This window comes from Sphingomonas sp. MMS24-J13, from assembly GCF_044905095.1.
Taxonomy (GTDB): Bacteria; Pseudomonadota; Alphaproteobacteria; order Sphingomonadales; family Sphingomonadaceae; genus Sphingomonas_I.
Genome location: NZ_CP173258.1, coordinates 770,196 through 787,176, shown reverse-complemented (window position 1 = coordinate 787,176; position 16,981 = coordinate 770,196). Strand labels below are relative to the sequence as shown.

Sequence of the window (16,981 nt, the reverse complement as noted above, 5' to 3'; positions counted from 1 at the left end):
CCCGATCTCACAGCCCCAACGCCGATTGCAGGAAGGCGTCGCTTTCCCGCAGCAACCGGCTCCGCGCAGCCAAATCCACCAATTGATGGTCGAGCCCGTCGAAAGTGATCAACTGCACCTTGCCGCCCGCTGATTTGAGGCGCGAGGCCATGGTGGTCGACTGGTTGTAGTTGACGTTGGCATCGAGCGTACCGTGAACGAGCAGGACGGGCGCCTTGATCTTCTGGGCGTTTTGCGCGGGCGAGCCTTCGCGAATATGATCGCCCGATCCGATGAAATCGCCGCGCAGCATATTATCGGTCCAATTGATGCTCTCGCTCTTGAGCATGGCGAGATCGGTGACCGGCGCGACCGCCACCACCGCCTTGAACAGATCGGGTGCGATCACCGCCGATTGGAGCGCGGCATAACCGCCGTATGACCAGCCGACGATCGCGAGCTTGTGTGGATCGGCGATGCCCGAGTTCACCAGCCAGCGGCCTGCATCGGTGACGTCTCCGATCGCGATCCGCCAGGACTTGAATCCGTTATTCTGGTACCAGGCATCGCCATAGCCACTCGATCCGCGATATTCCGGCTGAAGCACGGCAAAGCCTCGTGCGGCGTAGAATTGCGGCAGCCAGTCGAAGCCCCAGCTATCGCGATCCGATGGCCCGCCGTGCGGCATGACGATCGCGGGAAGGCCTTTCGCATTTTCCTTGCCGGGCGGCAGCGTGAGGAACGCGGGCACCATCGTGCCGTCCGCTGCCCTGTACTGGACCGGCTTCATCGTCGCCAGCGTGCGGCCGACCATCGGCGCGCGCGCCGGTTCGAGTATGTGGAGATCGTGTTTGTCGCGATCGAACAGGTAATAGACGCCGGGATCGGTGTCCGACCCGGCGAAGATCAACAGCTTATGCTCGTCAACGCTCGAATTGGCCACGGCTACGATCGGCGCCTTGGGCAAAGCACGCCCCAGCGCCGCGGCGATCTGGCCGATGGCCGGATCGAAATAGACGAAGTGGCGGCTATCGGTATCGTAGGATGCGCCGACGACGCGATTGCGCCGGCCAATCCGCATCAGGCCATCCACATCGACGTCGTCTCGCGCGAGAAGCAGTTTCTCGGCGCGCGTGCCGTCGAGCGCGACCGAATAGAGCGCGAGCCGCCCGTCCTTCTTCTTGAACCCATAGGCGACGTTCAGATCATGATCGACCGCATGCGGCTCGAATCCATCGCTGGTCGTTTCGTTGACGACCGACAAATCTTCCCAAACGCGCGATCCGGGCCGACGATAGACATATTTCGTCAGGCCGCTGATCTGCAGGGTCGCCCCCTTAACCTCGTAGGAGGACGCGATCCGCACATTGCCGCGGCCATCGCTGATGTAGGAGTTCGCCCGATCTCTGGGCGGTTCGATGCCATGCACCGCCAGCGTCGCGGTATCGATCTTGTCCACGCCGAGGCCGCTTTTGGTGGAAGCCGAAAGCGAGCCGGTATGATCCTGCGGCAGATAGGTCCGGGTCATCAGGACCGAACCATTCTCATCGGGCAGCCAATCGATCACATGGCCACCGCCGAGTTGCACACCACGGCTGAATGCGGTTTCCCGGGTGCTGATCACCTTCACATTTTTACCGTCGGCATCGATCGCGACGAGCCGATCGAACGGCAGCTTGCGATCCTCGATCGTGGTAATGCCATAGACCCGACAGACCAGACGCTGGTTGGAGACCCAGTCGCAGCGGTCCACTCGCTCGGGCTTGCCCGACGAGGCGAAGATCGGAACGACCTTGTCATTATCCCCCACGCCCCGGACGTATAACGTCGTGTCGGGCCCCTTGCCCGGCATCAGCATGGCGAGCTTCGTGCCATCGGGTGACAGGCTCAGATGTTCGATGCTTTCACGAGCGCCGAAGACAGCGGCGGTTTCGGCGGGCGTTTCCGCGCCCCCAATACCCGGCAACAACGCCGCGAGCGCGACCATGAGGCGCGCACGCCATCCATCACCCATCCAACATACCCCCAGTGAGATCGAACATACTCTTCTATCCGTCGCCCGCACGGATTGAGAAGCGGCAGGTAATACCATTTCCGTGCTATCGCGGTGTCGTTATTGTCCTGTCGCCTCGCGGATGAACGTGTCGCTCTCGCGCAGCAGAAGCGCGCGCGCGGCAGAATTGTCGAGCTGGTGATCGAGGCCGTCGAAGCTGATCAACCGCACCTTGTCGCCCGCCGATTTGAGCCGCGCCTCCATCGAGACCAATTCCTGATATGCGACATTGGCGTCCTTGGTGCCGTGAGCGAGCAGGACCGGTGCCTTGATCTTGTCGACGTTCTGCAGCGGCGAACCTTCACGGATATGGGTGCCGTTGCCGATGAAATCGCTGGTGATCGCGTTGTCGCTCCAGTTGCGGCTCTCTTCCTTCAGCATGGCAAGATCGGTCACCGGCGCGATCGCTACCACCGCCTTGAAGAGGTCGGGTGCGATGACCGCCGACTGCAGCGCCGCGTAGCCGCCATAGGACCAGCCGACGATCGCCAGCTTATGCGGGTCGGCGATGCCCGAACTTACCAGCCAGCGGCCCGCATCGACGACGTCGCCCACCGCCGTCCGCCACGATTGGAACCCGTTCTTGCGATACCACCCGTCCCCATAGCCATAGGACCCACGGAATTCGGGCTGAAGCACTGCATAGCCGGCGGCCGCATAATATTGGACCAGCCAGTCGAAGCCCCAACTATCGCGTGCGGCGGGGCCGCCATGCGGCATCACGATCGCGGGCAGACCCTTCGCGCTCTCCTTGCCGGGAGGCAAAGTAAGATAAGCCGGGATATCGGCGCCGTCGCCGGCCTTATAGCGTATCGGCGCCATCGTCGCGAGCTTGCGATCCGCCAAGGGATTCCGCGCAAGTGCCAGGATATGAAGATCGTGCTTGTCGCGATCGAACAGATAATAGACCCCTGGATCGGTATCGGATCCCGCGAAGATCAGCAATTTATGCTCGTCGACGCTCGAATTGAGGAAGCGTATGTCAGGCTGGCTTGGGATGGCCTTAGCCAGCGATGCCGCCAACTGCTTGAGTACGGGATCGAAATAGACCACATGCTGCATGTCGGTCTCGTAGCTGACGCCAACCGCACGGTTGCGCCGTCCGATCCGGACTAAGCCGCTGACGTCGACGTCGGGACGCGCGAACAACAATGCTTCCCTGCGGCTACCGTCGAGCGCGATCGCGTAAAGCGCCTGGCGGCCGTCCTTCTTCTTGAACCCGTAGACGAGGTTCAGATCGTGATCGATCGCCTCGGGATTGAACCCCTCCTGCGTCTGCCAGTTATAGTCGCCCAGCGGCTCCCAGGCTCGCGTGCCCGGACGGCGATAGGAATAATGGATCACGCCGCTCATCTGATAAGTCGCGCCAGCGACGCCCTGCAGCCCCTGGATCCGCACGGTGCCGCGACCGTCGCTGATATATTCGGCGATGTCTCTCTTCGGCGCTTCGATGTTCTTGGATGCGAGCGTGCCGGTATCGACCCGGTCGACCCCGACCCCCTCCGTCTCGGTGCCGATCACCGATCCGGTATGCCGATCAGGGAGATAATTGCGCGCCATCAGCACCGCACCGGATTCGTCGGGCAACCAATCGATCACCGATCCGCCACCGAGCTGGAGGCCAAGGCTGAAAAACCCCTCTCGTGTGCTCAGCTGGACGACATTCTTGCCGTCGTCATCGACAGCGAACAGGCGGCTATAGGGCACCTTGCGAAATTCGACCTCGGTGACGCCGTAGGCCGAACAGACGATCCGCACGTTCGATGCCCAATGGCAGCCGCCCAGCCGCGCATGCTTGCCGTCGGACCGCATGATCGGCTTCATGGGGGAGTCGTCCGCCACGCCGCGCACAGCGAGAATGCTCATGTCGCCCGGCCCCGGCACGACCATCGCGAGCTTGGTGCCGTCGGGCGAGAGGCTGATCGAAAGCACGGATTCGCGGGCACCGAACGCGGTGGCGATGTCGGGCTGGGTTTGCGCTTTCGCGGCCAAAGACGAAAGAGCCAACAGCGCAGCCAGGCCCGCGCGCGATCCGCACCCCATTCAATGATCCCCCGAAATGCTCTCCAATTCGGTTCTAGCCGGCTGCTTGATGGGTTTGAAGCCGCAGGCCGCACCATTTCGGTTACGATCCGCTTGCAGCCTCAGGCCGGCTTTGCAAAGGCGGAGGCCATGCCCCATCCCCCAAATCCTTCCGCCAGCCCGCCGAATGGGCGCCCCATGATTCGGTCTGGATCGGCTTTCCGAGCCATCCCGAATTGTGGGAGGACGACCTTGCCGCCGCGCAGGAGGAGGTGGCCGCCTTCGCGCGCGCCGTCCATGCCGACGGACGTGGCGAAAAGGTCGTGCTGGTGGCCAATGACGACACCGCCGCATCCGTTGCGCGCGGACTGGCGCCCGATGCCGAGGTAACCGTTCAGCCATTCGGCGATATCTGGCTGCGCGATACCGGCGCGATCATCGTTGCAGGCGCCGGCCAGCGGCGCGCGATCCGGTTCGGGTTCAACTGGTGGGGCGGCAAATATCATCTGCCCGGTGACGAGAGCGTTGGCGGCCGACTTGCCGAGGCCGCGGGCTTCAGCGTGGATTCGCAGGACTGGGTGCTGGAGGGGGGGCCGTCGATGTCGATGGCACCGGCGTCGCTGTGACCACCGAGCAATGCCTGCTCAACCCCAATCGCAATCCGGGGCTGCTGCGCGACGATATCGAGCGGAACTTGGCGAGCAGCCTCGGCATCGAGCGCCTGTTGTGGCTCGGCGACGGCCTCGCCAACGACCATACCGACGGCCATGTCGACAATCTGGCGCGCTTCGTGGCGCCCGGCCGCCTGGCCTTGCCCGAGCCTGCCGGACCCGACGATCCCAATGCCGCGGTCTATGCCGACGCGGCCGCACGCGCGCACGCCTTCGGGCTGGAGATCGTGTCGATCCCCTCGCCTGGACTGGTAGAGATTGACGGCGAGGCGATCCCCGCCTCCTACATGAACTTCTATATCGGCAATGCGGCGGTCATCGTGCCGGTCTATGGCGCGCGCAACGATGGCGCGGCGGTGGCGGCGATCAGCGAGCTCTTCCCGGACAGGGTGGCAATCGGTCTTCGGGCCGACCATATCCTGACCGGTGGCGGCAGCTTCCACTGCATCAGCCAGCAGGTACCACAGGGTTAGCAATGCCGACATTCCCGCGAAGGCGGGGATCCGTAAGCTCCGAGCCCTTGAGAATATGGATTCCCGCCTCCGCCGGAATGACGGAATGGCAGAATGACGAGGCCAGAATGACGCAACTCACGGTCGCCGCGCTCCAACTCGGCTTCAGCGACGATATCGACGCGAACATCGCGGCCGTCTCCGATCTCGTCCGCGAGGCTGCGGGCAAGGGCGCGCAGGTGATCCTGCCGCCGGAATTGTTCGAGGGGCCCTATTTCTGCCGGGTCGAGGACGAGGGCCTGTTCGCGACCGCCAAGCCCGTCGGCACCCACAAGGCCGTGCTCGCGATGCAGGCACTCGCCGCCGAACTGGGCGTCACCATCCCCACCAGCTTTTTCGAAGCCGATGGCCCGCATCACTATAACAGCCTCGCCATGATCGGCCCCGATGGCAAGGTGCAGGGCGTCTATCGCAAGAGCCACATCCCCGATGGCCCAGGCTACGAAGAGAAATTCTATTTCCGCCCGGGCAATACCGGCTTCAAGGTGTGGCCGGGCCCGGCGTCCGCGCCCGATTTCACGATCGGCGTCGGCGTATGCTGGGATCAATGGTATCCCGAGACCGCACGTTCGATGATGCTGATGGGGGCGGAGATCCTGTTCTACCCCACCGCGATCGGCACCGAACCGCACGATCCGACGCTCGATACGTCGCGCCTGTGGCGCCGCGCGATGATAGGGCACGCGGTTTCCAACGTCGTGCCGGTCGTTGCGGCCAACCGCATCGGCAACGAACACGGACAGATCTTCTACGGCAACAGTTTCATCTGCGACGAACGCGGCGACATCCTCGCGGAATTCGGCCGTGACGAAACCGGCGTGCTCGTCGCCACGCTCGATCTCGAGCCGATTAAGCGCCACCGCGCCGCCTTCGGCTTCTTCCGTGACCGCCGGCCCGAACTGTACGGCCGCCTCAGCCAGGATATCTGATGACCGACACCCGCACCGCTTGGTTCGACGGCAACTTCCAGCCGCTCGCCGATGTCCGCCTTTCGCCGATGGATCGCGGCTTCCTGTTCGCCGACGGCATCTATGAGGTGACCGCGGTACTCGACGGCAAATTGGTCGACAGTGCGAGCCACCTTGCCCGGCTCGAGCGGTCGGCGGCGGCGCTGGAAATCAAGCTGCCACTGACGATCGCCGAGATCGAGCAGATCGAACTCGAGCTTGTCGCTCGCAACGGACTTACGCGCGGAACCGTCTATATTCAGCTGACCCGCGGAGCAGCCGAGCGCGATTTCGTCGCCGAGCCCGACAAACCCACCCTGCTCCTGTTCACCCAGGCGGCGGACATGCTGGCAAGCCCCGCGGTGAAAAATGGCGCGCGCGTCATCACGATGCCCGACATTCGCTGGGGTCGGCGCGACATCAAGAGCGTCATGCTGTTGGCGCAGGTGCTGGCCAAACGGGCGGCGAAGGAGGCTGGTGCGCAGGAGGCGTGGCTCGTCCAGGACGGTTACGTTACCGAAGGCGCATCTTCGACCGCCCTCATCGTCACTGCTGACGGCACGCTCGTCACCCGCCCCAACAGCAATGCCATTCTCCCCGGCTGCACTCGCGCAGCCGTGCTGGCGCTGGCGGAACGCGATGGCGTTAGGCTGGAAGAGCGCGCTTTCACGGTGGACGAAGCGCTCGCGGCCCGCGAAGCGATGCTGACCAGCGCCTCGACCTTCGTCATTTCGATCGTGCAGATCGACGATCAGCAGATTGGCGATGGCCGGCCGGGGCCGATTGCTCTGCGGCTCCGCGAGCTTTATCTGGAGATGGCACGCGGCACGAACTGAGTCCCCCACCCGACCGCGCCGTGCCTTGTCGATCCACCTTGGGGGAATGATAATTCATTGGCGATGCGTCTGGCTGGTATTGGCGCTGCTGATAGCGACGCGGGCACCTGCCGAATGCACGATGCGGAAGATCGTCGACCTGCCGGTGACGATGGACGGTCTTCGGCCGATCGTACCCGCCACGCTCAACGGAACGGATGTCCAGCTGATTGCCGACAGTGGCGCGTATTTCAGCCTGATATCGCCATCCACGGCATCCCAGCTGGGCCTCACGCTCGAGCGCATGCCGATCGGCTTCCTGCTCCAGGGGATTGGGGATCGGCTCCCGGCGCGAAGACCGTGATCGCGAACTTCGGGATGACCGGCATCAATATCCCGAACGTCGTGTTCCTGGTGGGGGAGCGACAATGGTTGCGCGGGGTTGCTGGGGCTCAACGTCCTGAGCGTGGCCGATACCGAATATGATCTGGCGGGCGGCTCGATCCGGCTGTTCCGTACGCCGGGTTGCTCGGGCAGCGATCTCGCTTACTGGGCGCGCGATCGGCATGTCTCTTCGATTGCCCTCGCCGCGACGGACCGGCGCAGCCCCCACATCGTCGGCATGGTAACCGTCAACGGACAGCCGATGCGCGCCGTCTTCGATACTGGCGCGCCGCGATCGATGATGACGCTGCAAGCCGCGGCGAAGGCGGGCATGACGCCCCAAAATCCCAGGGCACGATCCGACGGCACTTCACGTGGGCTCGGCCCCACCGTCAACCGCAGTTGGAGCGCTCCGTTCGACACTTTCTCGATCGGCGACGAGCAGATCCAGAATGCGCGGCTGCGTTTCTCGGAAATGCCCGGCTTCAATTTCGATCTCTTGCTCGGCGCCGATTTTTTCCTGTCGCACCGCTTGTTCGTGTCGCACAGCACGGAGCGCATCCTTCTCACATATAATGGCGGTGCGGTGTTCGATCCCGCTGGAAAGGTGAGATTCCCGGGCAGCAAACAGGCCGACCCCGATCTACCGGCAGCCGGAGAGGCAATGCCAACCGACGCCGACGGCTTCGCTCGGCGCGGCGCAGCTTCGGCGGCTCGTCGCGATTTTACTAATGCGCTCTCCGATCTCAGCCGCGCGATTGCGCTCGCGCCGACCAATGCCGCCTATCTCTATGCACGCGCGTCCACCTATCGCGCCATGCGCCAGACCAGCCTGGCCAAAGCCGATCTCGACGCCGCGATCGCACTCAAGCCTGATTATGTCGAGGCGCTGATCGATCGCGCGGTGATCTATCTCACCAGCAGCGATCGCACGACCGGGATGGCCGATCTCCGCGCAGCCGCCCGGGCCGCCCCCGATGGCGGCAACGTCCACATGGCGCTGGCCGAACTCTACGTCCGCGCCGACGCCTATGAGCAGGCGATCAGCCAGTATGGCCAGTGGCTGGTGAAGCATGGCCCGCAAGACAGCCGCTATTCGCAGGCCTTGAACGGCCGCTGCTGGGCGCGCGCGATGCTGGGGCGCGAACTCGATCAGGCGCTGATCGATTGCAACACAGCCGTCCGCGCCGCGCCCGACGCGGCGGGCTATCGCGACACGCGCGGTCTGCTACGCTTGCGCATGGGCGATCTCGACCGGGCCATCGCGGATTATGATGCCGCCCTGGCGATGCAGCCTAATATCGCCTGGTCGCTTTACGGGCGCGGTATCGCCAGGCATCGCAAGCATCTGCAAGCCCAGGGCGATGCCGATATCGCCGCAGCGCTGGCGATCGATCCTTCGATACCGGCCCAGGCGCAACGCTATGGCGTCACGCTGTTGGCCCCGACACCCAAATAAGCGATCGATCGCGCCAGCACCGCCTCCAGCATCGCGGCGTCGAGCAAGCCGACATTCTGATTGAGGCGCGAGCAATGGTAGGAATTGATCACGATCATTCCTGATGGCAGCCGGTGTTCCGCACCATGGGCAAAGCGCGCCTTGGGCAGTTTTCCACCGAGCGCCTTGATCGCCGATTGATGCGCGATCTGGCCGAGCGCGAGGACAACCCGGAGCCTCGGCAATCCTGCCAAGGCGTTCTCCAGAAATGGCCGGCAGGTCCGCATCTCCTCCGGCGTCGGCTTGTTGCCCGGCGGCACGCAGCGTACCGCGTTGACGATCGCGACACCGTTTAGCCGCAACCCGTCATCGGCATCGCCGCCATAGACGCCTTCGGCCAGACCGAGCCGCAGCAAGGCTTCGAACAATATCGCGCTAGCGCCGTCACCGGTGAAGGGTCGCCCCGTCCGGTTCGCACCTTTCAGGCCCGGCGCCAATCCCACGATCGCTAGCCACGCATCGGGGTCGCCGAACAATGGCACCGGCGCGTTGAACCAGTCGGGATGCGTAACACGCTGTTCGTCGCGAAATGCGACGAGGCGCGGGCAGAGCGGGCAATCGGACGGGGGTTCGGCTGTCATCGCTGCGCGATACCGGGCTGCGACGCAGTGCTCCAATCATATCTCGACTGGACCCGGACGCCGCGAAGGCTACGAAACGTAAAATGGCTCTCTATGCGATCGCGCTCGGTTCCAACCGTCGGCATGGCCGGCATGGCGCACCAGCACGCGTATTGGCCGCGGCGATCGCAGCGTTACCGCGCGAGGGCGTGATACCGCTGACGGTGTCGCCCACATTCGTCACCGCCCCGATCGGTCCTTCGATCCGCGCATTCGCTAACGCCGCCGCGCTGGTCGAAACGCCGCTCGATCCACCTGCCCTGCTTGCAGCCCTCAAGCGCATCGAGCGTGCTTTCGGGCGACGACGCGGCCAACGCTGGGGTGCACGTGTTCTGGATCTTGATATCCTGCTCTGGCAAAAGGGTCGCTGGTCGAGCCGCCGCCCCGTGCTCCTGATCCCCCACATCGGGTTGGCCAAGCGCCGTTTCGTGCTCGATCCGCTGGTCAAGATCGCGCCGGAGTGGCCCGTTCCGCGTATCGGTACGGTTGCGCAGGCGCGTGCGCGGTTGACCCGGCGCCTCGCTATCCATAGGAGCGGCCCCGGGTCGGGTCCGTAGCTCAGTCGGTAGAGCAAGCGACTTTTAATCGAGAGGTCCCGGGTTCGAATCCCGGCGGACCCACCACCTTCTCACCAAATTCGACGCCGTGGCGGCTAAAGCGCTACCTGCGCGGCGGCATTGCGTTCGATGACGGCCCGATAGATCCGCAAGCCGGTCGCGCGACTGATCATATCCGTGGGGCGGCCGGGCTTGCCGGCGAATTCAGCCGGATCGATCACTTCGACATGGCTGTAGGCTGCCGCGATCGCTCGAACGAGATCGTTATAGGCGGGCACCTCGGGCAAATCGTGCATCTGCACAGATTCTCCTGCGGACCGCTGCGAAGGCGGCAGCAACACGAACAGCCGCGCCGACCAGGGAAAGGCCGCGAAGATGGCGTGCAGGTTGGTGCGAAGCTGGGCCAGTGCGAGCGGCGGTGGCAGGAATTCATAATGGCGTGCAAAATAATCGACGAATTGCCGGACATGCCCGGCCGTCTCCTCCGTCAGCCCCTTCGCCCGCGCAAATTCGGCAAGATGCTGTTTGGTGACCTGGCCGAAATCGTCCGGCAGGAGGTCGAAGCGAAAAGCGACCTCCAACCCTGAACCGCGATGGCGGTAGCGCGGCGAATTGAGATCGCCCCATAAGCTCAGGATGCCGATACCGCCCGGCGGGACCGCCCAGAATGGGCTCGACAGATCGGGCTCGCGAAAGCCGATCACGTGCAGTTCACGCAGTGTTTCGGGCGTCGACTGGTGCAGGCTCAGCATCAGATTCGTCGAACTGTTGCGGGGCAGCACCACATGCCATTCGCGACGGTCGGTCTCGACCCGGACATTGCTGGAATTGAGATGGCAATAGCGCGCGATGGTGTCGATCTCGGCGCCGCCCCGGATGACGATCCCGGAAATATCCGGCACGCTCTGTGCAAGTGAACCCGCGCCGGCGTTGACCCAGCCGGTCCGACCATGCGTGGAGAGATCCGCCGCCACCTTGCCGGCGACGACAAGCCCGGGCCGACCGATCTTCTCATACAGCCAGTGTTCGATGCCCATGCCCGCGATCCGCGATGAAAAACAGAGATGATCGAGTGTCGCGTGGGGCGGCTCGCCGCGCATGAGGAAGAAACCGCACAGGCCATGATCGTCATGATCGTCTGACAAACGGACCAGACCCGCGCGGGCGTTCTTCATCGCATCGCCCAAGGCCTGCCTTGCGGCCGTCCGATCGGAAGGCAGGCGCTTCTTCGTGAAGTTGAGCCAGTTCGTATGGTTGATCAGATCGATGGCGCGGTCGATATTCCCCGCGACATCGCTCTCGATCGTGGCGATGATCCCCGAAAGTCGCAGGAAATCGTCATTGCCGCTTTCGGCGGCGATCGGTGCGTCGCCCGCTTGGAGCTCCAGCAGCTTGTACCGGCTGAACCGAATCAACCCCGGATCATCCGTGCCCGCGAACCGCGGATCGGTCAGAATCGACGCGAGCAACTCCGGGCCCGCCACCTGCACATCGGGAATGCGCGCCTGCGCGGTGGCGCGATTGGAGCCGTTATCGTCGATGAACAGCACGGCTGCCGGCGATATATTCATCGCTTCGATGATCCGTTCGATCCGCGCCGCGACGGAAGACCAGGAGATGCTCGGGAAGAGGAAGAAATCCCACAGCCCGAATGTGCGCAGCAGACGTCGCATCGAATTGAAATCGCTGGTCGCACAGAGCGAACTCAGGATGCCGCGCCGACAAAGCTCGATCACGATATCCTGGTTGGGCTGGTTCGCCTTCACCGCACCGTCGGCGAGCATGCCCTGCCACAGCGTCTCGTCCGGATTCCAGACGACCAGCTTGACCGGCTCGGGAGCGGCGTCCGTTCCTGGCATCAACCCCTCGCCCCGCGCCAATGATCGAAGGTGCGTTGCTGCAATTCCCGCACATGGGCTTCGGCCTCGCAGCCGGTCCATGGCCCTTCGTAGCCGCGGGCCGGCGATCCGACCCACCAGCCCTGTCCCGGTAGCCGATCGCTTTCACGCACGACCAACACGGCAAGCGCAGGCTCACCGGCCTCCGCGCCCAGGCGATCGATCGCGTCGAGCGTCTTGCAAAAGGCGCGCATCTTCGGCCGCGTGAAACGGTGCCCGAGTTGCGCTAGTATCTCCGAATAGCTCACCGAGTGGCCCGCGCGAGCCGCCGCGATCAGCAAGGCGCGCACATGCTGGACGTCGGCGATCGAGCCCGGCCCTTCGGACGGCACGATACCCTCCTGCTCAAGCCATTCGGACAAAGTTTCGATCGCCATGCCCCCTTGCCTAGCGCGCGGGCAAAGCGTCCAGCAAGGCGAGATTGCCACCGTCGTAGCGCGGATCGTTGCTGACTTCACGTATCGCCCAGTCGGGCGGTACGAGCCCGACGAGCGCAGTCTCGTTCGGTTGCTCGCTCTCCGCGAGTTCCAGGCCGGCAAGGGCGCCCTCGAAGAGATCGATCGAGAAAGCACCGAGTGGGTAACGCCGCTTCACCAGCGAATGTGCCGGCAACGCCGCGAGCAGCGCATATTCCACGTCGGTCAGGTAGGTCGTCACCATCGGCCGTGCGGCGGGATCGGCCGTCTCATATTTTTTGGTGAGCTTGAGCACGACCCGGCTGGTGTCGGACGCGATCATGCGCCGCAGCCGCATCCGGCTGCCGTCGATATAGCGGTCCTCGATCAGGATATGTGGCAGGCCGGCCAGATCGGGCCGTCGGGCCGGATCGACGAGGAACCGCCGCTCACGCTCGACATGCGAATATTTGAGCGTGCGCAGTTCCTCGTCGAGCCCGCGGATCACCGCGTCAGTTTCTTGTAGGCCAGCCGCGTCGGACGATCGGCTGCATCGCCGAGGCGACGGCGCTTGTCTTCCTCGTAGCTCTCGAAATTGCCCTCGAACCATTCGACATGGCTGTCACCCTCGAATGCGAGGATGTGAGTAGCAAGACGATCGAGGAAGAAGCGATCGTGGCTGATAACCACGGCGCAACCCGCGAAACTCTCCAGTGCTTCTTCCAGCGCGCGCAGCGTCTCGACGTCAAGATCGTTGGTCGGCTCGTCGAGCAGCAGGACGTTGCCGCCCTCCTTCAGCATCTTCGCCATGTGCACGCGATTGCGTTCACCGCCCGAAAGCTGGCCGACGCGCTTCTGCTGGTCCGGCCCCTTGAAGTTGAACGCACCGACATAAGCGCGCGTCGCGACGTCATGCTTGCCGAAGGTGAAGCGATCGAGCCCATCGGAGATTTCCTCCCAGACGTTCTTGTTCGCATCGAGATGGTCGCGGCTCTGGTCGACATAGCCAAGCTTCACGGTCGAGCCGATCTCGATCTCGCCCTCGTCGGGCTGTTCCTGCCCGGTGATCATCCGGAACAAGGTGGTCTTGCCGGCGCCGTTAGGACCGATCACGCCGACGATGCCGCCGGGCGGAAGCGTGAAGCTCAGATCCTCGAATAGCAATTTATCGCCATAGGATTTGGTCAGGCCGCGCGCCTCGATGACCTTGTTGCCAAGCCGCTCCGGAATCTGGATCAGGATCTGCGCACTGTCGGGGCGGCGATCATTCTGCTTCTCGACCAGTTCGTCGAACGCCTTGATACGCGCCTTGCTCTTGGTCTGGCGGGCCTTGGGGCTCTGCCGGATCCATTGGAGCTCCTGCGTGATCGCGCTCTGGCGGCCCTTCTCCTCGCGCTCCTCCTGCTGGAGGCGCTTCGCCTTGGCTTCGAGCCATGCCGAATAATTGCCCTCGAACGGCAGGCCGCGCCCGCGATCGAGCTCAAGCACCCAACCCACGACATTGTCGAGGAAGTAGCGATCGTGGGTCACCAGAATGACGTTGCCGGCATATTCCTTGAGATGATTCTCGAGCCAAGCGACGCTCTCGGCGTCGAGGTGGTTGGTCGGCTCGTCGAGCAGCAGGATTTCGGGCTTTTGCAGCAGCAGTTTGGTCAGCGCGACGCGGCGGCGTTCGCCACCGGACAGTTTCACGACCGAACTGTCCGCTGGCGGACAGCGCAGCGCTTCCATCGCGATCATCAACTGGTTGTCGAGGCTCCAGCCGTCGACCGCATCGATCTTTTCCTGCAACTCACCCATCTCGGTCATGAGCGCATCGAAATCAGTATCGTCCTGTGGGTCGCCCATCTCGGCCGAGATGGCGTTGAAGCGATCGAGCATGTCGGCGGTCGCGCGCGCACCGTCTTTGACGTTCTCCAGTACGGTCTTGGTCTCGTCGAGGTGCGGCTCCTGCGGCAGATAGCCGACCCGGACACCCTCGGCCGCCCACGCCTCTCCTGAATATTCCTTATCGTAACCCGCCATGATCTTCATGAGGGTCGATTTGCCGGCGCCGTTTACGCCGATGATCGCGATCTTGGTGCCTGGCAGGAACTGCAGGTGGATGTTGTTGAGCACGGGCTTGTTGGCGCCCGGAAAGGTCTTCGTCAGGCCCTTCATGACGAAGCTATACTGCACGGCCATGGGGTGGCTTCTCCGCGGGATACGATGCTGTTGGAAACTGGTCGCACGCCGATAGCCCGGCGACCCGTTCTTGCCAACATGGGGATGCGGGTCGCCGCACGCAATCGCGCCGAAGCGCGCCGGATTTGGCACTGGTGCCGGCTTCCGGTATCGGGTGAAGATGATACGCGCCCTTCCGCTCCTCGTCGCGGCGCTCGTCGCCGCGCCCGTCCCCGCCCAATCCGCCGAGGGCAATGCCGATATCCTCGCGGCCGCCAAGGCGTTCGACGATGCGCAGGTCCATGGCGATCGCGCGGCGCTGGAGGCGCTGCTGGCGGACGACTTCCTGTTCGTGCGCGGCTCGGGCCGGGTCGGCGACCGGCGCGAATTCATCACCGGCTTCACCGATCCCAAATCGAAGCTCGATCCGTTCGAGATCAGCGACCGTCTGTTCCTGCGCGTATCGGCCGATGTCGCTATCGTCGGCGGTGAGGCATGGGTGAAGGGCAGCGACGGCAGCAAACGCTTCACCGATCATTTCCGCTATGCCGACACGTTCGCGAAACGCGGCGGCCGCTGGGTCGTGGTCTACACGCAGGTCACTGGATTGCCGGCAAAATAATCTTCGTCATTCGGCTGGACATCGCGGTTTCGACGCCTATCTGAGGCGCAATTCGCCATATGTTGGGAATTCTGACCGCGCCTCTTGAGCGCATTCCTATGCCGCATGCTCGTAAAATGCATTTGGCACGGTCCCTGCATCGTTTGTTGCAACCCCCGCCCGGGATGGTCCCGGGCTCCCGATTACGGACACGAACGATGCAGACCAACGCTCCCGCCCCGCAGAAGCTCGACAACCTTTTCGGCGTTTGCCACGCGCTCGGCGGGGCATTCGGTTTCAATCCGCTCTATCTGCGGATCGCGATCGTCTTTGGCATCTTGATCAACTTCGAGGTGACTGCGATCCTTTATGCCGCTGCGGGCGTCGCCGTGCTGAGCGCTCACCTGCTCTCAAAGGTCACCGCACGTCGCGACGCGCGGCGAGAGGCGTAAGATTAATCGTCGTTCCCGCCTCCGCGGGAATGACGATCAACGCATCGATTCGAGCAGGCTGGCCACGGGCACGAACGCAAAGGCGACCGAGCTGTCAGCCACGCCGTAGGGCAGGAAAAGCATGTCCCCCATCAGCATGCCGCCGCACGAATAGACGACATTGGGCACGTAACCCTCACGATCCTGATCCGCCGGTGAGAGCAAAGGCTGCGCGGTGCGACCGATGATTTTGCTAGGATCGTCCTTGTCGAGCAAGACCGCGCCGATCGAATATTTGCGCATCGCGCCGACGCCATGGGTCAGCAGCAGCCAACCCTCGTCAAGCTCGATCGGCGATCCGCAATTACCCATCTGGACCATCTCCCAGGGATATTTCGGAACGATCAGCAGCTCGCCCTCGCCCCAGGTATCCATCCGGTCCGACTTGAGCAGGAAAATATTCTCGCCATCCTGCCGCCCGATCATCATATATTCGCCGCCTATCCTGCGCGGGAAAAGGGCCATGCCCTTGTTCCGCGCCGCCGGCCCGCTCATCGGCGCGAGCGTAAACGTACGGAAATCGCTGGTTCGTAGAAGCTCGGACCGGATCGCCGCGCCGTTATAAGCGGTATACGTGCCGATCCACTCGACTGCGCCGTCGTCATGCGTGAACTGGACGAGGCGCATATCCTCCAACCCGTTCGATTGCGCGGCGGTCATCGGGAAAAGCACGGTACCCGAGAGCGAAGAGTCGCGATGGCGATGCACCTCGATCGCGCCATTGCCGAGCTCGATCGCGCTATCGGCCGCGGTCGCGAAGGGGGGCTCAGGCATCAGTTCGATCAACGGGCCGGGCCCGAGAATGCCCTCGCGAAATGCGACCGAGGAGATATGCCCCTCCCCAACCGATCGCAGCGACATCGCGATCCGGATCGCGCCTTCCGACATCCCCGATTGATCGGGATGCGGAATCACGCTCGGGTTCATCAGCGCCGCAGCGGCATAGCTATATTCGTGGCAGAAATAGGCGCCGATCAGCTGCTTCTTGATCTCGGAAATGACGTCGCTGTCGAGGCTGAGCGCGGTCTCGATCTGCGCATAGCGTGTCATGAAGACCGAGCGGGTCTGCCAGTGGCGCGCCTCGAAATCGCGCAAAACCAGTTCGAGTTCGACCTCGGCCATCTCCTCGTCGAGCGCGAGCACGCTGTCGACGATGCGACGCACACGACCGGGCCGGCCGGGCGTGACTCCGGCATCGATCGGGATGTGAAAGGGTCGAACCACGACCCGCGCGGGATCTGCCTGCAGGCGCAACGCGCTGTGGATGACGTCGAGCAAGCTTACTCCCCGGCTTTTCTTCGGTCGGGCCAGAATGCCGGGCCCCGGCTCCTCCCTTCTTGAGGGATTCGTCGCGGTAATAAAGCCCTAATCGCAC

15 protein-coding genes, 1 tRNA gene and 1 pseudogene are annotated in these 16,981 nt (G+C 63.5%); 9 read left to right on the top strand and 8 right to left on the bottom strand.

All coding sequences use genetic code 11. The annotated features are described in order from the left end of the window. Window positions 1-7 precede the first annotated feature (7 nt). A complete protein-coding gene (locus tag AB4Z44_RS03715; RefSeq protein ID WP_404712731.1) occupies window positions 8-1,993 on the bottom strand; it encodes an alpha/beta hydrolase family protein in 1,986 nt (661 codons plus the stop codon). A 99-nt stretch (window positions 1,994-2,092) separates the two neighbouring features. Then, entirely contained in the window at window positions 2,093-4,075 is a 1,983-nt protein-coding gene (locus tag AB4Z44_RS03710; protein WP_404712730.1) for an alpha/beta hydrolase family protein, read from the bottom strand. 191 nt (window positions 4,076-4,266) lie between these two features. On the opposite strand from AB4Z44_RS03710, the pseudogene AB4Z44_RS03705 reads away from it, so the two are divergent. From AB4Z44_RS03705 to AB4Z44_RS03685, 5 genes and pseudogenes are all read left to right on the top strand, one after another. Beyond that, window positions 4,267-5,198 (top strand): annotated as a pseudogene (locus AB4Z44_RS03705) (agmatine deiminase family protein). Window positions 5,199-5,305: 107 nt separating this feature from the next. After that, window positions 5,306-6,166 (top strand): N-carbamoylputrescine amidase, encoded by an 861-nt coding sequence (gene aguB, locus AB4Z44_RS03700; RefSeq protein ID WP_404712729.1) that lies wholly within the window; start codon window positions 5,306-5,308, stop codon window positions 6,164-6,166. Further along, the gene (locus tag AB4Z44_RS03695) at window positions 6,166-7,020 is read left to right on the top strand and encodes a D-amino-acid transaminase (RefSeq protein ID WP_404712728.1); all 855 of its coding nucleotides are present in this window, start codon (window positions 6,166-6,168) and stop codon (window positions 7,018-7,020) included. The genes aguB and AB4Z44_RS03695 overlap by 1 nt, the downstream gene beginning before the upstream one ends. A gap of 121 nt (window positions 7,021-7,141) precedes the next feature. Further along, window positions 7,142-7,363: a retropepsin-like aspartic protease gene (locus AB4Z44_RS03690; protein ID WP_404712727.1), complete on the top strand. Its 222-nt coding sequence runs from the start codon at window positions 7,142-7,144 to the stop codon at window positions 7,361-7,363. 78 nt (window positions 7,364-7,441) lie between these two features. Beyond that, window positions 7,442-8,842: an aspartyl protease family protein gene (locus AB4Z44_RS03685; RefSeq protein WP_404712726.1), complete on the top strand. Its 1,401-nt coding sequence runs from the start codon at window positions 7,442-7,444 to the stop codon at window positions 8,840-8,842. On the opposite strand, the gene AB4Z44_RS03680 is transcribed toward AB4Z44_RS03685, so the two are convergent. Beyond that, entirely contained in the window at window positions 8,806-9,462 is a 657-nt protein-coding gene (locus tag AB4Z44_RS03680) for a uracil-DNA glycosylase (protein ID WP_404712725.1), read from the bottom strand. The two genes, AB4Z44_RS03685 and AB4Z44_RS03680, sit on opposite strands and share 37 nt — an antisense overlap. An 83-nt stretch (window positions 9,463-9,545) precedes the next feature. Between AB4Z44_RS03680 and folK the strand changes: the two genes are divergently transcribed. After that, window positions 9,546-10,058 carry a 2-amino-4-hydroxy-6-hydroxymethyldihydropteridine diphosphokinase gene (gene folK, locus AB4Z44_RS03675; protein ID WP_404712724.1) on the top strand — a complete coding sequence of 171 codons (513 nt, stop codon included), beginning with the start codon at window positions 9,546-9,548 and terminating at the stop codon, window positions 10,056-10,058. Next, window positions 10,049-10,124: transfer RNA gene (locus AB4Z44_RS03670), tRNA-Lys, on the top strand. The genes folK and AB4Z44_RS03670 overlap by 10 nt, the downstream gene beginning before the upstream one ends. Before the next feature lie 29 nt (window positions 10,125-10,153). Here AB4Z44_RS03670 and AB4Z44_RS03665 read toward each other — a convergent pair. Genes AB4Z44_RS03665 through ettA form a run of 4 tightly spaced genes read right to left on the bottom strand, consistent with a single transcriptional unit; the run spans window position 10,154 to window position 14,535 of the window. Continuing rightward, window positions 10,154-11,917 (bottom strand): hypothetical protein, encoded by a 1,764-nt coding sequence (locus AB4Z44_RS03665; protein WP_404712723.1) that lies wholly within the window; start codon window positions 11,915-11,917, stop codon window positions 10,154-10,156. Further along, window positions 11,917-12,333 carry a ribose-phosphate pyrophosphokinase gene (locus tag AB4Z44_RS03660; protein ID WP_404712722.1) on the bottom strand — a complete coding sequence of 139 codons (417 nt, stop codon included), beginning with the start codon at window positions 12,331-12,333 and terminating at the stop codon, window positions 11,917-11,919. Before AB4Z44_RS03660 ends, AB4Z44_RS03665 begins: the two co-directional genes overlap by 1 nt. Before the next feature lie 10 nt (window positions 12,334-12,343). Then, window positions 12,344-12,859, bottom strand: coding sequence for a hypothetical protein (locus AB4Z44_RS03655; RefSeq protein ID WP_404712721.1), 516 nt, complete (start codon window positions 12,857-12,859; stop codon window positions 12,344-12,346). Beyond that, window positions 12,856-14,535: an energy-dependent translational throttle protein EttA gene (ettA, locus tag AB4Z44_RS03650; RefSeq protein ID WP_404712720.1), complete on the bottom strand. Its 1,680-nt coding sequence runs from the start codon at window positions 14,533-14,535 to the stop codon at window positions 12,856-12,858. Before ettA ends, AB4Z44_RS03655 begins: the two co-directional genes overlap by 4 nt. 160 nt (window positions 14,536-14,695) lie before the next feature. Here ettA and AB4Z44_RS03645 point away from each other — a divergent pair, with 160 nt between their 5' ends. Together AB4Z44_RS03645 and AB4Z44_RS03640 are read left to right on the top strand one after the other, a co-directional pair. Then, a complete protein-coding gene (locus AB4Z44_RS03645; protein WP_404712719.1) occupies window positions 14,696-15,136 on the top strand; it encodes a nuclear transport factor 2 family protein in 441 nt (146 codons plus the stop codon). A 197-nt stretch (window positions 15,137-15,333) separates the two neighbouring features. After that, window positions 15,334-15,567: a PspC domain-containing protein gene (locus AB4Z44_RS03640; protein WP_404712718.1), complete on the top strand. Its 234-nt coding sequence runs from the start codon at window positions 15,334-15,336 to the stop codon at window positions 15,565-15,567. A gap of 36 nt (window positions 15,568-15,603) precedes the next feature. On the opposite strand, the gene AB4Z44_RS03635 is transcribed toward AB4Z44_RS03640, so the two are convergent. Next, complete coding sequence (locus tag AB4Z44_RS03635) at window positions 15,604-16,884, bottom strand: glycoside hydrolase family 130 protein (protein ID WP_404712717.1); 1,281 nt, start codon at window positions 16,882-16,884, stop codon at window positions 15,604-15,606. Window positions 16,885-16,981 lie beyond the last annotated feature (97 nt).